Source organism: Myxococcus sp. CA023 (genome assembly GCF_010998615.1).
Lineage (GTDB): Bacteria > Myxococcota > Myxococcia > Myxococcales > Myxococcaceae > Myxococcus.
Window position 1 is genome coordinate 1 of the sequence record NZ_JAAEAH010000058.1, and the last position, 19,094, is coordinate 19,094.

The 19,094-nt window shown below is 70.1% G+C and carries 13 protein-coding genes; 5 read left to right on the top strand and 8 right to left on the bottom strand.

Features of this window, described 5'->3' with window-relative positions:
* Positions 1-320: 320 nt before the first annotated feature.
* The gene (gene truB / locus F8M74_RS24295; RefSeq protein WP_141256550.1) at positions 321-1,229 is read right to left on the bottom strand and encodes a tRNA pseudouridine(55) synthase TruB; all 909 of its coding nucleotides are present in this window, start codon (positions 1,227-1,229) and stop codon (positions 321-323) included.
* A gap of 293 nt (positions 1,230-1,522) precedes the next feature.
* Here truB and F8M74_RS24300 point away from each other — a divergent pair, with 293 nt between their 5' ends.
* Together F8M74_RS24300 and F8M74_RS24305 are read left to right on the top strand one after the other, a co-directional pair.
* Positions 1,523-3,247: an LVIVD repeat-containing protein gene (locus F8M74_RS24300; protein WP_141256549.1), complete on the top strand. Its 1,725-nt coding sequence runs from the start codon at positions 1,523-1,525 to the stop codon at positions 3,245-3,247.
* Between the two features lie 70 nt (positions 3,248-3,317).
* Positions 3,318-4,955: an LVIVD repeat-containing protein gene (locus F8M74_RS24305; RefSeq protein ID WP_141256548.1), complete on the top strand. Its 1,638-nt coding sequence runs from the start codon at positions 3,318-3,320 to the stop codon at positions 4,953-4,955.
* 9 nt (positions 4,956-4,964) lie between these two features.
* Here F8M74_RS24305 and F8M74_RS24310 read toward each other — a convergent pair whose 3' ends face one another.
* From F8M74_RS24310 to F8M74_RS24325, 4 genes are all read right to left on the bottom strand, one after another.
* Positions 4,965-6,986: a response regulator gene (locus F8M74_RS24310; protein WP_141256547.1), complete on the bottom strand. Its 2,022-nt coding sequence runs from the start codon at positions 6,984-6,986 to the stop codon at positions 4,965-4,967.
* Positions 6,983-9,511, bottom strand: coding sequence for an ATP-binding protein (locus tag F8M74_RS24315; RefSeq protein WP_141256546.1), 2,529 nt, complete (start codon positions 9,509-9,511; stop codon positions 6,983-6,985). The genes F8M74_RS24310 and F8M74_RS24315 overlap by 4 nt, the downstream gene beginning before the upstream one ends.
* On the bottom strand, positions 9,508-9,885 hold the full coding sequence (locus F8M74_RS24320; protein ID WP_141256545.1) for a response regulator: 378 nt from the start codon (positions 9,883-9,885) through the stop codon (positions 9,508-9,510). The genes F8M74_RS24315 and F8M74_RS24320 overlap by 4 nt, the downstream gene beginning before the upstream one ends.
* A 161-nt stretch (positions 9,886-10,046) precedes the next feature.
* Positions 10,047-11,699: a hypothetical protein gene (locus F8M74_RS24325; protein WP_141256544.1), complete on the bottom strand. Its 1,653-nt coding sequence runs from the start codon at positions 11,697-11,699 to the stop codon at positions 10,047-10,049.
* A 376-nt stretch (positions 11,700-12,075) separates the two neighbouring features.
* Between F8M74_RS24325 and F8M74_RS24330 the strand changes: the two genes are divergently transcribed.
* Positions 12,076-13,704 carry a PAS domain-containing sensor histidine kinase gene (locus F8M74_RS24330; protein WP_141256543.1) on the top strand — a complete coding sequence of 543 codons (1,629 nt, stop codon included), beginning with the start codon at positions 12,076-12,078 and terminating at the stop codon, positions 13,702-13,704.
* A 47-nt stretch (positions 13,705-13,751) separates the two neighbouring features.
* On the opposite strand, the gene F8M74_RS24335 is transcribed toward F8M74_RS24330, so the two are convergent.
* The gene (locus F8M74_RS24335; RefSeq protein ID WP_163884555.1) at positions 13,752-14,204 is read right to left on the bottom strand and encodes a helix-turn-helix domain-containing protein; all 453 of its coding nucleotides are present in this window, start codon (positions 14,202-14,204) and stop codon (positions 13,752-13,754) included.
* A 220-nt stretch (positions 14,205-14,424) separates the two neighbouring features.
* On the opposite strand from F8M74_RS24335, the gene F8M74_RS24340 reads away from it, so the two are divergent.
* A complete protein-coding gene (locus tag F8M74_RS24340; protein WP_141256554.1) occupies positions 14,425-15,594 on the top strand; it encodes a serine/threonine-protein kinase in 1,170 nt (389 codons plus the stop codon).
* Positions 15,595-15,684: 90 nt separating this feature from the next.
* On the top strand, positions 15,685-17,064 hold the full coding sequence (locus tag F8M74_RS24345) for a serine/threonine-protein kinase (RefSeq protein WP_171410314.1): 1,380 nt from the start codon (positions 15,685-15,687) through the stop codon (positions 17,062-17,064).
* Between the two features lie 22 nt (positions 17,065-17,086).
* On the opposite strand, the gene F8M74_RS24350 is transcribed toward F8M74_RS24345, so the two are convergent.
* Entirely contained in the window at positions 17,087-18,058 is a 972-nt protein-coding gene (locus F8M74_RS24350) for a zinc ribbon domain-containing protein (RefSeq protein WP_141256541.1), read from the bottom strand.
* Positions 18,055-19,074 (bottom strand): hypothetical protein, encoded by a 1,020-nt coding sequence (locus F8M74_RS24355; RefSeq protein WP_141256540.1) that lies wholly within the window; start codon positions 19,072-19,074, stop codon positions 18,055-18,057. The genes F8M74_RS24350 and F8M74_RS24355 overlap by 4 nt, the downstream gene beginning before the upstream one ends.
* Positions 19,075-19,094 lie beyond the last annotated feature (20 nt).

The following is a 19,094-nucleotide window of genomic DNA, read 5'->3' on the forward strand; positions in this document are numbered from 1 at the left end:
CCCAGCGCCTGGCCCCCCGGCCAGGCCCCCCGTGCTTCGAGCCCCGCTCCGTGCTGGAGCGTGATGTCCTGTCCTATTGCGTGTGGCGTGCCACACACGGGGCCCGGTGGGCCCACCTGAACGTCCCAAGTCTTTTCAGTGGGTTATGGATTCGGGTGCCTTTTCACGGGGCTGTGCGGGGTGGTGACAACTGTCATCACCGGTGACAACCGTCATCACCGGGACAGCCCCCAGGTGGTGACTCTTGTCACCGGCGGCCCATCCCGGGCGGAGCGCGTGGCACCTTGGCAACGGTGGGGCGGGGCTTCCCGCGCGCGGGCCTACAGCCCTCCGCGCAGCTCCAACTCGCTCCACAGCGCGCCGTCGCGCTCCCGTAGCAGGAAGACGAGGCGCCCCTGGTGGAAGCCTCGCACCGGCGCCACCGGGTCCGGGAAGCCGGGGGGCAGCGCCCAATCCGCCGGCTGGAGGCCGCTCGCGGGGACGGGGCGCTCGCGGCGCAGCTCGCCCACCTCCGCGTCCGTGAGCGTCCGCACGCGGGCCCAGGGCAACAGATCGCGTCCGTGCAGCCACACCCGTTGCCCCAGCCCCGGGTCCTCCCACGGGCCAATCGCCGTGCGCCGCAGGGTGGACAGGTGCGCCCCACAGCCCAGCACGCGCCCCACGTCGCGGGCCAGCGAGCGCACGTAGTAGCCCCCACGGCAGCTCAGCCACAGGCGGCTGGCGCGCGGCAGGTCATGGGACAGCCAGCGCGCGGCGTGCAGGTACACGCGCGAGGGCGGCAGTTCCACGACTTCTCCCCGGTGCGCCTTCCGGTAGGCGGGCTCGCCCCCCACCTTCTTCGCGCTGGTAGCCGGAGGCACCTGTTCCCGCCAGCCCACGAAGGACGCCAGCGCCGCGTCCAGGCCTTCCGGCGTCAGCGCCCCCGTGTCTCCCTGGAAGACGGGCCGGCCGTGCAGGTCCCCCGTGTCCGTCTCCGTGCCCCAGACGACCTCCGCCTCGTAGACCTTGGGCACGGCGTGCAGCAGCTCGAACAGGCGCGGCGCCTGCCCCACCAGCACCAGCAGCAACCCTTCCGCGAAGGGGTCCAGCGTCCCTCCGTGGCACACCGGTATCCGCTTGCCCGGCTGCGCGGCCTTCGCCTCCTCCATGAACCGCTGCACCACCGAGAAGCTCGTGGCGCCCACCGGCTTGTGGACCCGGTAGATGCCCGGACTCAGTTTCCCTCCCACCGCGACCCTCCTGTGGCCTCCCACCCTACCTTGGCCGCGTGAGCGGTGGCGAAAGGTGGCACCCCCGCCGCGTCCGCAATGAAAGACAATTCATGCCGTGCGCCGGGGCGCCGCGCGCCCGCAAGGTCAGGACCATTTCCCGCCCAAAAAACAAGCAACCGCTGCATTGCCCGGCCTTTGGCATTCATCTGGCAATCATCTCGAATCGGGAACGCCATGACGGGCGTATGCCTGCGTGCAGGTGCAGGACGGCCATCCCCGCCGTGCCTCGCATTGCCCCATGAGGTTTCGACATGACGTCCCCGCTTCGCTCGGGCCGGGCCTTACTGTCCGCCCTGACCCTGCTGCTGTCCGCCACCACGGGCTGTGATGACGACCCGCCGCCGCCCGTACCCGACGCGGGGCAGCAGCCCACGGACTCCGGCACGGACGCGGGTTCCGAGGACGCGGGCACCGAGGACGCCGGGACGGACGCGGGTCCCGAGGCGCCCTGGGATGGGAGTTACACCGTGCTGGACGACCCGGGTGACTGGATTGACCGGGGCGCGTTCTCCGCGTGCCGTTTCACCGCCACCAACCCCACCCTCGAGGAATGCGCGGACCCGGCGAACTTCGACCTGTCGTCCTGCAACCCCGACCAGCTCGCCGCGGTGGAGCCACACGGCATCTACGTGGGCGACGGGCGGGGAGCGCGGCCGCTGGCGGATGGCGGCACGTCCGTCACACCGGGCAGCGCCGGCTTCCGGCTCTTCTCGGACGGGGGCACCGATACGCTCCTGAGCATGCCCCTCACCACGCGGATGACGGACGGCGGCATGTTCTTCCTCTCCGCCCGGCAGACGCACCCCGTCCTCGGAGAGCGGGTCTACTCCGTGGCCGGCTGCGAGACGCCCCAGCCCGGCTTCATCACCGGCTGCTACGTCAGCTGCCGGCAGACGCCCCAGCGCTCCACCTGGACCCCGGGGACCTTCGAGGCCGAGCGGGCGGAGCGGAGCGGTGAAGCCGAGGCCTCCGGTGGGCTGCAACTCGTCTCCGAGTCCTTCGTGGAGCTGGGCACGCCGGCGGATGTCTACGTCACCCGCGGCCATGCCTACGTGGTGTCCTTCAACCTGTACGGCCGCTTCGGCGGGCTCACCGTCTTCGACGTGAGCGACCCGGCGCACCCCTTCTTCAAGACCTCCATCAGCCTACCGGGTGACTCGTTCTGGAACGGCGTGTGGGCCAAGGGCGACGCGCTGTACATCGCGAGCTCCATCACCGGCGTCTCCGTCTTCGACATCTCCGACCCGGGGGCGCCGGAGTTCGTCATGAGCCTGCCTGGCAACGGCCGCGCCAACGTGCACACCGTCCTGGTGGATGGGGACCGGCTGTATGCGTCCGACATCACCGACTCCGTGGGCAACACCCGGGTCTACGACGTCAGCACACCGCTGGCGCCCGTCCTGCGGCAGGTCATCACCCTGCCCGAGATGTACTCCTCGGGCGGGCCGCATGACGTCTTCGCGTACGAGGGCCGCCTCTACATCAGCAACGCCTCCGGCGGTTACTCCATCGTGGACGTCAGCGACCTGGAGAACGTGCAGCACCTGGGGCAATACTTCTATCCGGGGTTCGGTGGCTTCGCGCACCACAGCGCGGTGGGCACCTTCGCGGGCCGCACCATCGCCTTCGAGGGCGGCGAGTTCCCGGGTTCACACCTGCGCGTCCTGGAGGTCTCCGACCCAGCGAACATCGTGAAGATTGGCGAGTTCCGCATGCGATACACCACGTCCATCCACAACATGATTCTCAAGGGCCACCGGCTGTACGTCGCCTGGTACCACGAGGGCCTGCGGGTGCTGGACGTGGCCAATCCCACCCAGCCCCGGCAGGTGGCGCACTTCAACACGTATCGGGAGCGCGACCCGAATCGCAGTGACGGCGCCTTCGAGGGCGCCATCGGCATCCGCGTGCCCGGGGATGGGTACGTCTACGTCGTCGACACCTCGCGCGGACTGCTCATCTTCAACGAGCCGTGAGCCATCCGGGGGCGCCACTTCGCGGCGCTCGCGATGACCTCCATGCTGAACACAGGGCGTCCGCGAAACGATGCGGGCGCCCATCATCCAGAGGCTGCACCTCATGTCTGTTCGTGCCTTGCTCCCGTTGCTGGCGCTCGTTTGCTCCGTGTCGTTGTCCGCCTGCTCCTCGTCGGAGCCCTCGCCCTCCACGCCGCCTCCCGAGCCACCGGCGTATAACGGCCCCTGGGAGGTGCTTCCGGAGCTGGGGGAATGGGTGGACCCCGGGGCCTTCGAGTCTTGTCCCGCGCAGACGTCCCAGGCGGCGTGCAACGCGCCGGAGACACTGGTGATGCCAGACTGTGACTTCGGCTCGCTCGCGGGCCTGGAGCGGCAGGGCGCCATCTACCGCGCGGAAATCCGGTACGAGACCCAGGTGCAGCCCGGCACCGTGCAAGTCTTCCCGGAGAACGGTGGTTTCCAGTTCGATGCCTCGGGCCAGCCCATGTCCGTCATGGGGCGCAAGCCCCATGCAGCCACCATGAATGGCGAGCGGTTCTTCATGTCCTCCGGACCCACGAGCCAAACCAGGCTCCAAGACCGCTACACGTTCATCGGCTGTCACGCCCAGGGTCCACGGAGCCTCACCGGCTGCGTTCTCTGGTGCCGAGACAGCATCCTGCGCCATAGCGGTAGCTTCCGCGCCGAGCGCATGACGTGGCGAGAGGGCGAGCCCGAGTCCGCCAACCTCCAGCTCCTGTCCGAAATGCGCGTGGGCCTGGACACGCCTGTGGACGTGTATGTCACCCATGGCCACGCCTATGTCGTGGGCATCGACCGGCGAGGAGTCGGCGGCGGCCTCGTCGTCTTCAACGTGAGCAATCCCTACATTCCCGTCCAGCAGACGGTCATCCGATTCGGCCATAACGACTACTGGAATGCCGTGTGGGCTCGAGACAATGCGCTCTACGTCGGCAGCGCTCGCGACGGCCTGCTCGTGTTCGACCTGGCTGACCCGCGGGTGCCCGCCTTCGTGCGCAACCACCCCAGCGGTGGCGGCCCAGTCGACGTGCACACCCTCTTCGTGGACGGAAATCGGCTCTATGCCATGTCGCCATCCCACAAGCAGACGATCATCTTCGACATCACCCAACCGCTGGAGCCTCAGCTCCTCACCCGCTTCACGTATCCCAGAAGTACGGGCTATCCGCATGACGCCTTCGCGTATGAGGGGCGCCTCTACATCAACCACCTCGACGATGGCTTCCTCATCGCAGGACTGGACGACGAGACACCGGAGTTGCTCGGCCGCTACACCTATCCCCATGCCTTCAGCCACGCCAACGCGGTGGGTACCTTCAATGGCCGCACCGTGGCCTTCGAGGGCGGCGAGACGATGGGCTCCCATATCCGCGTGCTGGACGTCACCGACCCGGCGAATATCGTGAAGATTGGTGAGTACCGCCTGCGCGGCCTCACCTCCGTCCACAACATGCTGCTGGTGGGCACGCGGCTGTACGTCGCGTACTACCATGAGGGTGTGCGCGTATTGGACGTGTCCAATCCCTCGCAGCCTCGCGAGATCGCGCACTACAACACCTTCCGCGAGTCAGACCCGAACCGGACAGACAAGCTGACCGACGGCGCCATCGGCATCCGCGTGCCGGGGGACGGCCGCATCTACGTCGTGGACACGTCGCGCGGGCTGCTCATCTTCAACGAGCCGTAGCCCTGGGGCTCAGGCCTCGATGCGGTTGCGGCCGTTCTCCTTCGCGCGCAAGAGCCGCGCGTCCGCGGTCCGCAGCAGCGACTCCACCGTGTCGCCGTCCCCTGGCGACACCGCGATGCCCGCGCTGAAGGTGACGTGGAAGGGCTCGCCGGTGTCGCCGTCGAAGGTCATGTCCGACAGCTCCGCCGCGGTGCGGGCGAGGATTTCCGAGGCGCTGCCCGCGCCCTCACCCAAAAGCCCCACCACGAACTCCTCGCCGCCCCAGCGGCCGCGCACGTCCTCGCGGCGGAAGCGCGCGCCCAGCAGCCGGCCCAACCACATCAACACGCGGTCTCCCGCCAAGTGGCCGTAGCGGTCATTCACCTGCTTGAAGTGGTCCACGTCCAGGAAGCACAAGGCCAGCGGCTTTCCCTGGCGCCGTGACTCGGCCAGCCGGGCGCGGAGCCCGTCCAGGAAGGGCCGGCGCAGCAGCAGGCCCGTCAGTCCATCCCGCTCCGCCCGCTCGCGAGACAGGCGCGTGCGCTCCAACCGGGCCTGCACGCGCGCTCGCAGCTCCTCGCGCAGCACCGGCTTGGAGAGGTAGTCATCCGCCCCCGCCTGGAAGGCCGCCAGCCGGAACTCCAGCCCCAGGTGCGCGGTAATCAGCAGCACCGGCAACTCCTGCCACTCCGGCGTGGAGCGCAGAATCCGGCACAGGTCGAAGCCGCTGGGCCCCGGCATCTGCACGTCCAGCAGCAACAGGTCCGGCCGGTGCTGCGCCAGCGCCTCCATCAACCCGTGCGCGTCATTCAGCCCCACCACCTCAATCTGGTCGCTGGCGAGGGCCTGCGTCAGCGCGGCGATGGCGTCCGGGTCGTCATCCACCACCATCACCCGCGCGCGCTCCGGGCGGCGCGCCGCCACCATGCGCTCGGCCGCGGCGGAGAAGTCCCGCGCGGTGAAGGGCCGTGGAAGGAAGAGGGACGCCCCCGCGTGCGCCGCCGCCACCCGTTCCTCCAGCACATCCCGGGCACCCGTGACGGCCAGCGGCAGCACGGGCAGGCTCTCCTCCGCACGCAGCGCATGCGCCACGGCCAGGCCGCCCAGTGGACCGCCCAGGTCCAGGTGGACCAGCACGCCATCCACCCACTGCCGCCGCGCCACCTCACACGCCGCGTCCGCCGTGCGCGCCGTCACCACGCCCACGCCCACCTGCCGACCCATGCGCTCCGCGTCGGCCAACAGCTTCGCGTCCTCGTCCACCACCAGCAGCACACCTTCAGAGGATTGCGGCGGCGCGGCGGCGGGCTTCACCGGAACGGAGGCCGCGGCGGCCAACGTGCGGAAGGCAGCGTCCAGCGCCGCCACATCCACGGGCGCACCGGCCCGGGCCGGCAGCAGCACCGCCTCCAACTGGCCCGCCCGGATGCTCACCTCCGCGAAGCCGTAGCTGCCCGCGGTGCCGTGCAACTTGTGGACAACCGTGTAGGCCTCCTCCAGCGCCGCCGCGTCACCACCACGCCCGCGGACGAGCAGCGCCTCCAGCGCCGCCACCTTCTCCTTCAGCCGGGTGCCGTACTCCGCGTTGAGCGCCGCGAGGCTGGCGGCCAGGTCGTCCACCTCCACGTCCACTTCCTCCGCCTCCTCCAGCGCCTCGGGCGGTGGCGGTGGCGGCAGGGCCGGCGCGGGGAAGAGCTGGTTCACCCAGACGAGCAGCTCCTCCGGCTTGTAGGGCTTGTGGATGATGCGCACCACGCCCAACTGCCGCGTGAGCAGCTCGTGGCTCTTCAAGTCCTTCCAGAAGGCCGAGGCGAAGAGGATGGGCAGCTTGGGCTGCGTCTTGCGCAGCTCGCGAATGAAGTCCGCGCCCGTCATCCCCGGCAGCAGACCGTCCACGATGGCGGCGTCCACCGGCACGCGCGCGAGCACGGCCTGCGCCTCCGCCGCGCTGCGCGCGGGCTCCACGCGGTAGCCCTTCTCACGCAAGAAGGTGCCCACCAGGGACTGCAAATCCTTGTCGTCCTCCAGGAACAGGAGCGTCCTGCTGCTCATGAGGGGTGTGCCTTTCTCGCCAGCAGGCCGTTGAGGAGGTCACGCACGGAGGAGACCAGCTCCTCTTCCGAGGCGCGCGACTTGGTGAAGTGCCGGGTGATGCCCAGGGTGAGCTGCCGCTCATCCATGCGCGTCAAATCCCGGCCCGTGAAGACGATGAGCGGCGTGGCGCGGCCCTTGCCCTGACGGAGGATGTCGACGACCTCGAAGCCGTCCAGGCGCGGCAGGCCGACGTCCAGGACGATGAGGTCTGGTGTCGTCTCGCGCGCGAGCTCCACCGCGCTCTCGCCGTCCGCCGCCTCGAAGACCTGCACGCCCAGCCGCTCCATCTGCGCGCACAGCGTGCGCCGGGTGCTGGCGTCGTCATCCACCACCAGCACGCGCGCCTGGCCCGGCTGCCGTGTGGCATAGCGCAGCGACTTGAGCAGCCGAGACTCTTCCAAGGGCCGGGGCATCCAGTCCACCCAGTGCGGAACGCCCTCCGCGTCCTCCGAGCGGCCGGACAGCGCCAACACGGGCAACTCGTGCGTGCGCGGCTGTTCGCGCAGGCGCCGCACCCAGTCCAGCGCGTGCCCTTCCGGAAGCCGCATGTCCACCACCAGCGCGTCCGGCAGGGCCGTGTCCAGATGCTTCGCCGCCTCGATGAGGCTGGTGGCGCGCACCACGCGGTAGCCTTCGTGCGCGAGGAGCCCGCCCAGCAGCGACGCCAGCTCCGCGTCCGCGGTGGTCACCAGCACCTCATGGCGGGACGCGTCCTCGGGGATGACGGGCGGCGGCGTGACGGACGCGGGCCGGGCCGACTCCAGCGTGAAGGTGAAGGTAGAGCCCCGGCCCTCCTCGCTCTCCACGGTGATGCGGCTGCCGTGCTGCTCCACGATGGCCTGCGAGATGGCCAGCCCCAGCCCCGTGCCCCCCTTGGAGCGCGTGTCCGAACTGTCCAGTTGCTGGAAGCGGCCGAAGAGGCGCGCACGCTGCTCCTGGGAGATGCCGGGGCCCTGGTCCACCACACTGAAACGCACCCGCCCGTCCGCCTCTTCCCCCACGCGCACCGTCACCCCCGCGCCCTGCGGGGAGAACTTCACCGCGTTGGACACCAGGTTGGTGAGCACCTGCACCAACCGGTCCCGGTCCGCCTTCACCTGCGGCGTGCCCGTCACCTCGGCCTGGAGCGAGACACCCGCGCCGTCCGCCATGCCCCGGACGCCCGCGAAGGTGGACTCCACCAAATCCGCGCATTCCGGCGTGGAGACCTTCAGCTCCAGCTTGCCCGCCTCCATCTTCTCCAGGTCGAGGATGTCGTTGATGAGGCGGATGAGGCGTTCGGTGTTGGTGCGGGCGATGCGCACCATGTCCAGCGCCTGGGGCGGAATGTCGCCCACGATGCCACCCTCCAGCAGGCCCAGGGAGCCGCGGATGGAGGTGAGCGGCGTGCGCAGCTCATGGCTGACGGTGGAGATGAACTCGTTCTTCATCCGCTCCACCGCCTTGCGCTCGGTGATGTCGCGCACGAAGACGGTGTAGCGAGGCGGACCTTCTCCGGGCACGCGGACGATGGTCAGCTCCGCGGGGAAGGTGCTGCCATCCCTGCGCAGGCACGGGGACTCCAACCGCGTGGCCTGCCCCGACGCGGTGTACCGCCCCGCGGCCAGCACCTTCTGGCGGGCACCGTCCGGCAGCTCCGCCGGAAGCGCCACGGAGAGGAAGTCGCGGCCCACCACGTCCGCGGCGACCACCTGGAAGGTCTTCTGCGCCGAGGGGTTCAGCTCCAGCAAGTCCCCGCCGCCATCCAGCAGCAGGATGCCGTCCGGAGAGGCCTCCAGAATCGCGGCCTTGCGTGCCTCGCTGGCGCGCAGCCCGTCGTTGGCGGCGGACAAGGCCTTGGTGCGCTCCTCCACCCGCCGCTCCAAATCCGTGTTGAGCGCGGCCAGGTCGGCGGTGGCCCGCGACAGCCGCACCATCACCACCAGCACGTAGGCCACCAGCGCCAGGGAGACGATGAAGAAGATGATGCGCGAGCGTTCGTTGCGCGCCTGCGTGCGCTCGTAGAGCTCCAGGTACGTGTTGATGAGGCGCTCCGCCCGCGTGCTGGCGGTGCCCTCCAACAGGGCCTGGACGGCCGCGTCCGCCTCTTCCTTCTCCCCCCGCGCGTCCGCGGCGCGGGCTCGCTTCAGCAGCGCGGCGCTCTCCTCCAGCGCGCTGACGAACAGGTCCAGCGCCGTGTTCATCGTGCGCCGGTCCATGGCGGACAGGAAGGAGGGGAACTGTCGCAGCGCGTCCGCGCGGGCCCGCAGCGCGGCGAAGTCCTCCGGGTCCGAGCCATGGAGCGTGCGCAGGCCCATGCGTTCGCGCAGCACGTCCATCTCCAAATCACCGCTGGCCACGCGCAGGTGCCGCAGCGCGCTGCGGTAGCGGTCATTGTCGGAGGTGGCCCACGGACGGCCCATGGCGAACAGGCCGCACAAGAGCAGCAGCGCGCCCGCCGCCAACACGCCCGAGCGACGGGAGAGGCGAAGCCCCTGGCTCACCCTGGCACCAGCTTGCGAATCTCCTGGGGCAACGTCATCGGGTCGAAGGGCTTCCCGATGACGCCCAGCGCGCCCAGCTCCAGGTAGCGGGCGACCTCCTGCTTCTGGATTTTCGCCGTCATGAAGATGATGGGCGTGTGCGCCGTGGACGCCTCGGCACGCAGCCGGCCGAAGGTGGTGGGCCCGTCCATGCCCGGCATCATCACGTCCAGCAAGATGAGGTCGGGCTTCTCCGTGCGGGCCTTCTCCAGGGCCTCCGCGCCAGACGCGGCGAGCACCGTCTGCCATCCCCCCACACGGCTGAGGCTGAGATTGCCGATGGTGCGGATGTCATCTTCATCGTCAACGAGCATCACCTTGCGAAGGGTCGTCATGGCTGAGGCCGGACTCTACCAGGGCGGCAGTGCCCGGAACGGGCGCAACAACGCCAGGGATTCGTACGCCTCGTGGAACGGTCCGTTACCGGCCACCCGAGGTGGGCCTGGACCCGTTCCTCGTGGCGGATGGAGGCGTGGTCCCCCACGCCGTGAGGGCGCTACGGCACGCCCGTGAGCACGCGCGCGTCGTACACCCGGATGAAGCCCCCGTCCTGGTCCCTGATGGCGCTGAAGCCACCGGTCACCACGACATGGCCCGCTGGGGTAAGCGCGAGGCCGCTGATACGGACCGGGCCTCCCGTCCCCGTGCTCCCCTCGACGTAGGTCACCGGGCCGAGCGCGCGGGTCGTGAGGTTCATCGCCGAGAACCAGCCCCGGCCAATCCCCGTTCCGCCCGCGAGGAGCTCATGCCCGCCGATGAGCAGCGTGCCGGAGGACGAGAAGGTTTTCAGAGTGACGACGCCCGGGACGTTGGAAATCACCTCGTTCCACTGCGTTACCCCGTTCGCGCCAATCCACCGGTGAGTGAAGCCCCCGGTGGGCCCCCCATTGGGGGCGAGGGTGCTCGCCGCGCCCTCGGCATTGACGGCGAAGAGGTTCCCGGAGTCCTGCGCCTCCCACCGGATGGCGCCCTCGGCGCTGTACTTCCGCAAGTAGGACTTCACGAACACCGACTGCCCGGACGTCGCGTCCCGGTTGTGCACGCTGCCGGCCAGATAGACCTCACCCTGCGAATTCACCGCCAGGCCAGAGGCGTAGTTGAACTGGCCCTCATTGAAGACCAGGCTCCAGCGCTCGGCCCCTTGCGACGAGAGGGCGATGAGCTTGAGCTGAGTCGCAAGCTCATGATTGCCCAGGTTCAACAGCACGTAGACGTGCCCGTTGGCGCTCACCGCGAGTTCGTGCCCACTGGGATTCTCAGCGGCCTCTGAAGAGGTCCACTGCGCATGCCCGCCCGTGCCGTACCGAGTCACCCGCCCGAAGGAGTCCACCACGTAGGCGTTGCTCGCGCCATCCAAGACCATCTTCACTCCGCCGCTCGCGGGGACCGACCAGCGCAACTGCCTGGTGCTGTTGAGCCGCGTCAACTGCCCGGCCTCCAGGACGACGATGTCGCCATCGGCCGAGGCCGCCACGCTCCGGGGATGGGAACTCACCCACGCCCCCCACCGCAGGAAGGACTCGAACGCCTCCAGGGAGACGAGCTTCGTCCCATTGATGACGAGCGAGCAGCCGCCACCCGCCACCACGGCGCAGTCCCCGCCCCAGGTCGGAATCCCCGCCGGCGCGGCCCGGAGGGTCACCTGCGCCTTGCGGACCGGTACCTTGCACGGCTCGCCGCAGGACCAGCCTTCCCCCTCGACCACCACGCGCTCTCCGCCACCGGGCAGGCGCCACACCTCCACATAGCCGACGCCCATGCCCTTGAGGACCGCGCTGTCCACGTCGGGAGCGCCCTCCACCTTGAGGCGGGCCTCGCTCGGCCCCGCCAGCCGGGGCGCGAACCGCACCCGCACCTCGCACTCCATGCCCGCGTCGAGGAAGCGCTCGCAGGTGTTGGCGACGATGGTGAACCCGCTGCCCTCCACCTTGACGGACACGGACTCCACCGCCGACGGAGATGCATTGCGCACGGTGAAGAGGTGCTCGGGGGAGGTCTGGCCCACATCCATCTCACCGAAGTCGACCGACTCCCGGTCGATGATGAGCACGGCCGGGGCCGGCTTCTGTTGTTCATCGTCGGAGTCGGAGCACGCGGCGAAAAGGACAGACGCGCTGAGCAGCAAGGAGAGCAAAGGCTTGCGAAGCATGGGCGGCCTTCTAGGTGAGCCCATGTCCGCGTGACAAGTGACTCCCCCTCGACCCACCTCGCGTCGAGCCCGCACGGACGGCACGCATGCGTCTGTCATTGGCCTGAGAGCAGGGATGCAGCCTGGCCCCGCCCCCTGGGCTCCATGGGCGCCGGGGACGAAGCGCCTGGGAACCAGCGCGCCTTGGCGAGTCCGGCGCGGAAGGCGGGCGGACGGACGGGCGGACGTAGCGGCTCCCCAGGAAGGCGTTCGACCGTGAGCCGCCAGGAAGACGCCTGTTCGTTGACCCCTGGCGGCTCCAGAATCTTTGTGACGCGGCGGACTCATCCGCGCTGTTGACTCAATCCGCCCGAGCCGGGGTACGGAGGAGACACATTTGGGTGGGGCTGAGACAGCCGGAGACGCGCGCTACCAGGAGCTGTTCAACGGAGCGGATGTCTCCCTCTGGGAGGAGGACTTCAGCGCCGTTTTGGCCGCGCTCGACGGCCTGCGTGCCTCCGGCGTCCAGGACCTGCGTGCCTGGCTCGCGGCTCATCCCGGGTTCGTGAAGGAGGCCGCGGAGCGGGTGAAGGTCGTGGATGTGAACGAGGCCACGGTACGCCTGCTCGAAGCGCGCACCCGGGATGAGGTGCTTCGCACCTTGTCCCTGTCCCGGTCCCGCGTCTTCGTTCCGCAGACGTCGAAGGCCGTCACCGCCGAGCTCCTCCTGTTCTGGGAAGGCGGCACGCGGCTGGAGTTGGAGACCGAGCTCCAGACCCTGGGGGGCCGCCGCATCGAGGTGATGCTCACCTTGACCCGGCCGTCGAGGGAGCGGAGCAACCGGGTCTTCGTCACCATGCGGGAGGTCACCGCGCAGAAGGCGTCCCAACGGGCGCGCCAGGAGAGCGAGGCCCGCTTCCGGAACATGGCGGACCACGCGCCGGTGATGATGTGGGTGACGGACGCCACCGGCCGCTGCATCTACCTCAGCCGGACCTGGTACGAGTTCACCGGACAGACGGAGGCAGAAGGCCTGGGCTTCGGCTGGCTCAAGGCCGTGCATCCCGACGACTCCGAGCGTTCAGGGGCGGTGTTCCTCGACGCCAATGCGCGGCGCAGCCCCTTCCGGCTCGACTACCGGCTGCGGCGCAAGGATGGTGAGTACCGGTGGGCCATCGACTCGGCCAGCCCCCGCTTCGGGCTGAACGGCGAGTTCCTGGGCTACATCGGCTCCGTCATCGACATCTCCGAGCGGAAGCAGGCCGAACAGGAGCGCGAGCGGCTGCTGACCGCCATGGACGAGGCCATCCGGCTGCGCGACGAGTTCCTCACCGTGGCCAGCCACGAGCTCAAGACGCCGCTGACGCCGCTCAGCTTGAAGCTGCAGACGCTGGCACGGGCCACCCGGGAGCGGCGCGGACCGGAGCTGCTGGAGCGGCTGCCCGCGGACCTGGAGGTCATGCAGCGGCAGGTGAAGCGGCTGTCGACGCTGGTGGGTGAGCTGCTGGACGTGACGCTCATCAGCAGCGGTCATCTGCGCCTGGCGCTGGAGCCGGTGGACCTGGGAGCGCTGGTCCAAGAGGTGGCCGCGCGCTTCGAGGGTGAGTCACAGCGCACCGGGACGCCCATCCAGGCGGAGCTGGACGAGGTGGTGGGCCAGTGGGACCGGGGGCGGCTGGAGCAAGCGGTGTCGAACCTCCTCTCCAACGCCCTCAAGTACGGCGTGGGTCACCCCGTCCACCTACAGGTCGGCAGGACGACGGAGCACGCCTGGCTCAGCGTCCGTGACGAAGGCATTGGTATTCCCCCCGAGGCGGCGGGCCGCATCTTCGAGAAGTTCGAGCGCGCCGTCTCCGAGCGACACTACGGCGGACTGGGACTGGGGCTGTACGTCACGCGGCAGAACGTCCAGGCCATGGGGGGAACCATCGACGTGCGAAGCACGCTGGGCCAGGGCGCCACCTTCACGGTGCGCCTGCCCTGCCAGGTGTCCAGCGTGAACGCGGCGCGGGAACAGGCGTCATGAAGCACTCCCAGGCCGTGGAGGAAGTGCTGCGCGGAGGGCGCTGAGCGCTAGCCCGTCGCCCGGCGCTTGCGCGCCGCACGCGCGGCGGGCTTCGCTGGGGTGGCGGGTGCCGGAGCCACCGGCTGAGGCAACACGGTGACGACGGCGTTCACCACCCGGGACACCGCGCGGAGCTGACCGGGTTCGAGCTCCCGCAACTTGCGCGTCATGCGGCGCAGCTCCACCGGGTCTTCCTTCACCGGCTTGCGAGGCATGACGGGCGCGCCGTCGGGACGGCCCACGCCCAACAGCGTGTCCGCGGAGACCTGGAGCACGTCACACAGCCGGCGCAGCGTCTGGGTCCGGGGCAGCATCTTCCCGCGCTCCAGGCGGCTGTAGACCTCCATGGCCATGCCCATGCGTTCGGCGACGTCGCCCTGGGTGAGGCCCAGACGCAGGCGGGCGTCACGCGCGGCACCTCCCAGCACGGCTGCCAGCTTGTGGTCGACGGGCTCACGCATGACGGCCGAGGGTTGCACGCCCGCCGGGTCCTGCAAGTTTCCATCCGCCACCCTGCTGCATCTCCTCCCCAGAAACCTACCTCCCAAGTCAGGACACTACCTCAAAGGGCAAACGTCATGCTATGGACCTCCAAGGTTGAATCATGACGCCGCTCACAATGACAGCCGCAGGGACCACGTCTGAATTGGACCTCCAAGGTCCTATGGGAGTCCATCCGTGATGCCGGGAGAGGACCTGCACCCGCTGATGCTCCAGGAGTCGGAGGAGGTGGGGGCCTTCCGCATCGTCCGGCGGCTGGCCACCGGGGGCTTTGGCGCCATCTTCCTGGCCGAATCCGAGACGCGCCGGCAGGTGGCGCTGAAGTTCGCGCTCCAGGGCCCCTCGGAGGAGGACTCGCCCGGGGCGGACGCGCGGACCTGGAAGGAGGTCCACGTCCTCATGCGCCTGGAGCACCCCAACGTCGTGGAGCTGCTGGGCTACCGGCGGTGGCCGGATGCGCGCGATGGCCACCTGGTCCTCATCATGGGTTACGTGGAGGGCCCCACCCTGTCCGAGTGGGCCCTGGCCGCGCAGCCCACGCCCCGGCGCGCGGTGCAGGTGTTCCAGCAACTGGCGCTCACGCTGGATGCCATCCACCGCGCGGGCGTGCTCCACCGCGACATCAAGGGCAACAACATCATCATCCGCGCGTCGGACGGGCAGCCGGTGCTGGTGGACTTCGGCTCGGGGGACCATGCGTGCTCGCCGGTGCTGACCGAGGACACCCTGCCGCCGGGCACCCCCAGCTATCGCAGCCCGGAGGCCCTGCGCTTCTGGGCGCAGCCTCGGCCCGCGGGCTCGCGTTACGCGTTCGCCCCCACGGATGATCTCTACTCGCTGGGGCTGGTGCTCTACGAGGTGCTCACCGGGAGCTTTCCCTATCCGGCGCAGCTGCCGCCCGCCGGCCTGCTGGCCAGCATCGAGTCCGGTGGCTTTCCCCTGCCCTCTGTCCGCAACCCACGCGTCCCGAAGGCGTTGGACACCATCGTGGCGCGCTTGCTGTCGCCCTCCGCGGCGGGGCGGCCTCCTTCGGGAGCGGCCCTGTTCGATGCGCTGGACGCGGCGCTGGCGGGTGCGGACTCGGCCTGGGATGAGCACCTGTTTCCTCCCCTCGCTCCCGAGGAGGCCGTCACCGAGGAGGCTCTCGAGTTCTTCGACGGAGACGAGGAAGCACGCGAGTTGCGCCGCTGGATGCGTGTCCCGGCGCGAGCGCGCCCGCCAGCGTCCTTCGCGCCTCCCACCGAGCCCGCCTCACCCTGGGCTTTGACGGAGGTCCGCGCGAGCACCGGGTGGCGGCGGTGGAGGGACGCGCTGAAGCGGCTTTGGGCCACGCTGCGCTCGTGGTGCTGAGCCGGCCCGCCATGCATTGGGAGGGGCCTGGGCGCCTGGCCCTCCGGGAAATCCATTCACTTTCATTCAACCTCAGAGGTCCATGAGCCCATGATGACGCCTGACACGACGACGGAGGAGCTTCCTGGAGGTCCACGCAGGCCACGCGTGCTGTTCACCGTGGCCGGCACGGTGTTCGAGTTCGTCCGCAAGCTGGAGATGCGCTCCACGGGGGAACTGCTGATGCTGGCGCAGCGCCGCTACCGCAATGGCCTGAGTGGCCCGGTGGTGGTGAAGCGGCTGCGCAACCCCGCCACGTTCGTGGAGCGGCGACGGCTGGTGGAGGAGGTGGACCTCACGTTCCGGCTCAACCATCCCGCCATCGCCAAGGTGATGCTGCTGAAGCTCTACCGCGGCGCGCCTCACGTGGTGATGGAGTACGTGGAAGGGCGTTCGCTGGACACGGTGCTGAACCTGGCGGCCATGCGGCGGCGGCCCCTGTCCGCGGAGTTCGCGGCGCACGTGACGGCGGAGGTGGCGGAGGCGCTGAGCCACGCGCACGGCCTCACGGATGAGTGGAGCCGGCCGCTGCACATCGTCCACCGGGACGTGAGCCCTCGGAACATCCGCGTGGGCGTCCATGGCGAGGTGAAGCTGACCAACTTCACGGTGGCGGCCTCGTCGCTCTCCGGGCGCGAGGTGACGAGCCGGGAGCTGGTGAAAGGTGACATCGCCTACGCCTCGCCCGAGGCACTGCGGCGACGGAAGGTGGATGCCCGGTCGGACCTGTTCTCACTGGGACTGGTGCTGCTGGAGCTGCTGACGGGCCGGCACCCGTTGATGGTGGATGACCTGGCGCCCGTGCTGGAGTCGGAGCCGCTGGAGCTTCACGCGCAAGGGCCTACGTGGATGCCCGTGAAGGAAGTGGCGGCGCGGATGGCCCAGGTGGGCCCGGAGCAGGTGGAGCGATTGGCAGCGGGTGTCGCCGAGCCCCTGCGGCTCATCCTGCTGCGGGCGCTGCAGCAGAATCCCTCGGAGCGGTTCCAGACGGGCGCGGAGATGGCGGAGGCGCTGCGCGCGTGGCTGGATGCGCAGGGAGGCCACCGGGGTCGTCTGGCCATCGCGCAGGAGGTGGAGCAGGCCGCCGTGGAGGCGACGGTCCGGCGCAACCAGGCGGAGCTGCTCGAGGGCGGGCTGCATCCGGAAGGGCTGACCGTGGAGGAAGCGGCCCTGGCCGGAGAGCCCTCGTCCGAGACGCCCCTGGGCGAAGCCGCGGGGTCCGCGGTCCGATTGTCACAGGTGGCCGAGCTGACGCTGGAGGCGCGCATCACCCAGACGGTGGAACCCGCAGCGGACGCGCGGCACGCCGCCACGGAGGCACCGGACGAGGCACGCCCCGAGGCCTCCTCGTCGTCCCAGCCGCCTTCCCCACCGGAGCCCTCTGACACGGCCCCAGAGGCCACGACGCCCGAGGAGCCCGACACACCGTGACGCGCGTGGCGTCACGGCGGGCTCACAGCACGCCCACGCCGTACAACACGGCCACCAGCACCAGCAGCGTCGCCACGATGACCGCCGCCACGCGCAACGGGGAGATGGGCGCCTCGCCCAACACCACCTGCTCATCCTGCCCGTGCACCAGCACCCGGTACGGCTTGTCGCGGTATCGGTAAGCCAGCACGTACACGGGCAGGGCCAGCCGCTGGGTGCGCAGGCTGAACAGCGCCACGGCGACGTGGATGTTCCGGAAGCGACTGCCCGGAATGACGCCCTGCTGGAGGCGCTCGCTGGCCAGGCGCTCCACCGCCTCCAGCACGCTCCGCCGGGCGCCCGAGCGCGTGGCCTCGAAGCGCTCGACGTGCGCGCCCTCCGGCCCATGGGGCGTGTCCTGACCGGAGCCTCGCTGGTAGTAGGGCGCCAACGCCTCGCACTCCCGCACCTTCAACCCGCGCGAGGCCGGCACCGGGATGCCCTCGAAATCGAAGCGCGTCCGGCCCGCGTGCGGCGCCCAGTCCGACCGCCGCGAGCCCGCGTTCGAGTCCGCCGTCCAGCTCACGTCCACGCCCGCGTCGAACATCCACGCCGGCCACCACACCGGACGCAGCGACTCCAGCGAGGCCTCCTGTGCCAGCCCGGACGGCCGGAAGAAGCCGCCCCGCCCCAGGAAGCCCATCAGCGCGCCGCGCGCGGCCTCCGTGTCCACGGTGAAGGGGAGCCAGTGCTGCGCCTGCTCCACCGGGTCCGCCGTCGTCTCCACATGGGTGACGGAGCCGCAGTAGTCACACCGGGGCGCCTTCGCCTCCACGGAGTACTCCACCGCCGCGCCGCAGCTGTCACACCGCACCACGCGGGCCCGCGCGCGCTCCACCGCGGCACGCGGCGGAGGCGGCGCCGTCAGCCCGCAGATGGGGCAACGCAGGTCCTCCGCCTCCAGCGCGCAGTCACAACGCTGGCAGGGCTCCACCCTCACCGCTTCGGCGCTCATCGCCCACCTCCCGTGAGCAGCCAGCCCACGGCCAGCACCGCCAGCAGCGCCACCAAGGCGGACAGCACCTTCCACGAAGAGATGGGCGCCTCGCCATGGACGGCCCCCGTCTGCCCGTTGACGAGCACCCGCAGCGGCGGCGCGTCCTCCGCGTACTTCACCGCCAGCACCCAGACGGGCAGCAGGCACACGTCGAGCGCCTCCCAGTCCAGCCGAGACTGATGCTCCAGGCCCCGGTACGAGTCCCCCGGCATGAAGCGCGACAACAGCCCGCCCACGCGCTCCACCGATTCCTTCCGGGCCAGTTCCTGACACTGCGCCAGCGTGAGCGAGGGCTCCTCCGCCACCCAGCCGGAGATGAGCGCCGGGGTGTAGCGAGCCAGGCCGCGCAGGTCGAAGGGCTCCAGCGCCTCCAGCTCCGCGTTGTCCAGCCCCTTGGACGCGGTGACGAGCACGTCCGCCACGTAGCTGACCAACTCGCCTTCCAGCGAACGCCACTCCGTGCGCGTCACGGTGCGCGTGCGCGTCACCCGCTTCCCGTTCTCCGTCGTCGTGTACGTCTCCGTCTCCTGGTAGTTCTCCCCAATGGAGGCGCGGTAGCGCGCCTGCGCCAGCACGCTGTAGAGGTACGCGGGCACGTACACGCCTCGCACCTCGCCCGGCGCGGCGGAGCGGATGCCGGAGCGCGTGAAGCGACTGCGCGAACGCAACCACCGCGCCACATGCTCCTTCGCCGCCATGTGCGTGAGCGCGAAGCCCAGCGCGAAGACGGGCTCGGGCACACCGGGCACCGGAGGACGCTCCACCACGGCGGGCGCGGCGCAGTAGGGACAGCGCGTGGTCCGCAGCGCGGGCTCCAGCACCAGACGCGCGCCGCAGGACTGACACCCCAGGTGGAGCAACGGTCCGGCCACGGCGGACGGGGTCTGTTGGGATTGCTCGGCCATCCCGCCAGTCTTGGCGCACCTGACCAGGGACGTCCATCCCGTCCGCCGGCCCGCCTTCCTGGCGTGCATGCCCGTTGGCCCGTTGGCCC

What these genes read in the sequence shown, in the direction of transcription:
- F8M74_RS24300 (WP_141256549.1), top strand. Translation starts at nt 1,523, where the DNA reads ATGACGTCCCCGCTTCGCTCGGGCCGGGCCTTACTGTCCGCCCTGACC.
- F8M74_RS24305 (WP_141256548.1), top strand. Translation starts at nt 3,318, where the DNA reads ATGCGGGCGCCCATCATCCAGAGGCTGCACCTCATGTCTGTTCGTGCC.
- F8M74_RS24310 (WP_141256547.1), bottom strand. Translation starts at nt 6,986, where the DNA reads ATGAGCAGCAGGACGCTCCTGTTCCTGGAGGACGACAAGGATTTGCAG.
- F8M74_RS24320 (WP_141256545.1), bottom strand. Translation starts at nt 9,885, where the DNA reads ATGACGACCCTTCGCAAGGTGATGCTCGTTGACGATGAAGATGACATC.
- F8M74_RS24325 (WP_141256544.1), bottom strand. Translation starts at nt 11,699, where the DNA reads ATGCTTCGCAAGCCTTTGCTCTCCTTGCTGCTCAGCGCGTCTGTCCTT.
- F8M74_RS24335 (WP_163884555.1), bottom strand. Translation starts at nt 14,204, where the DNA reads ATGCGTGAGCCCGTCGACCACAAGCTGGCAGCCGTGCTGGGAGGTGCC.
- F8M74_RS24340 (WP_141256554.1), top strand. Translation starts at nt 14,425, where the DNA reads ATGCCGGGAGAGGACCTGCACCCGCTGATGCTCCAGGAGTCGGAGGAG.
- F8M74_RS24345 (WP_171410314.1), top strand. Translation starts at nt 15,685, where the DNA reads ATGATGACGCCTGACACGACGACGGAGGAGCTTCCTGGAGGTCCACGC.
- F8M74_RS24350 (WP_141256541.1), bottom strand. Translation starts at nt 18,058, where the DNA reads ATGAGCGCCGAAGCGGTGAGGGTGGAGCCCTGCCAGCGTTGTGACTGC.
- F8M74_RS24355 (WP_141256540.1), bottom strand. Translation starts at nt 19,074, where the DNA reads ATGCACGCCAGGAAGGCGGGCCGGCGGACGGGATGGACGTCCCTGGTC.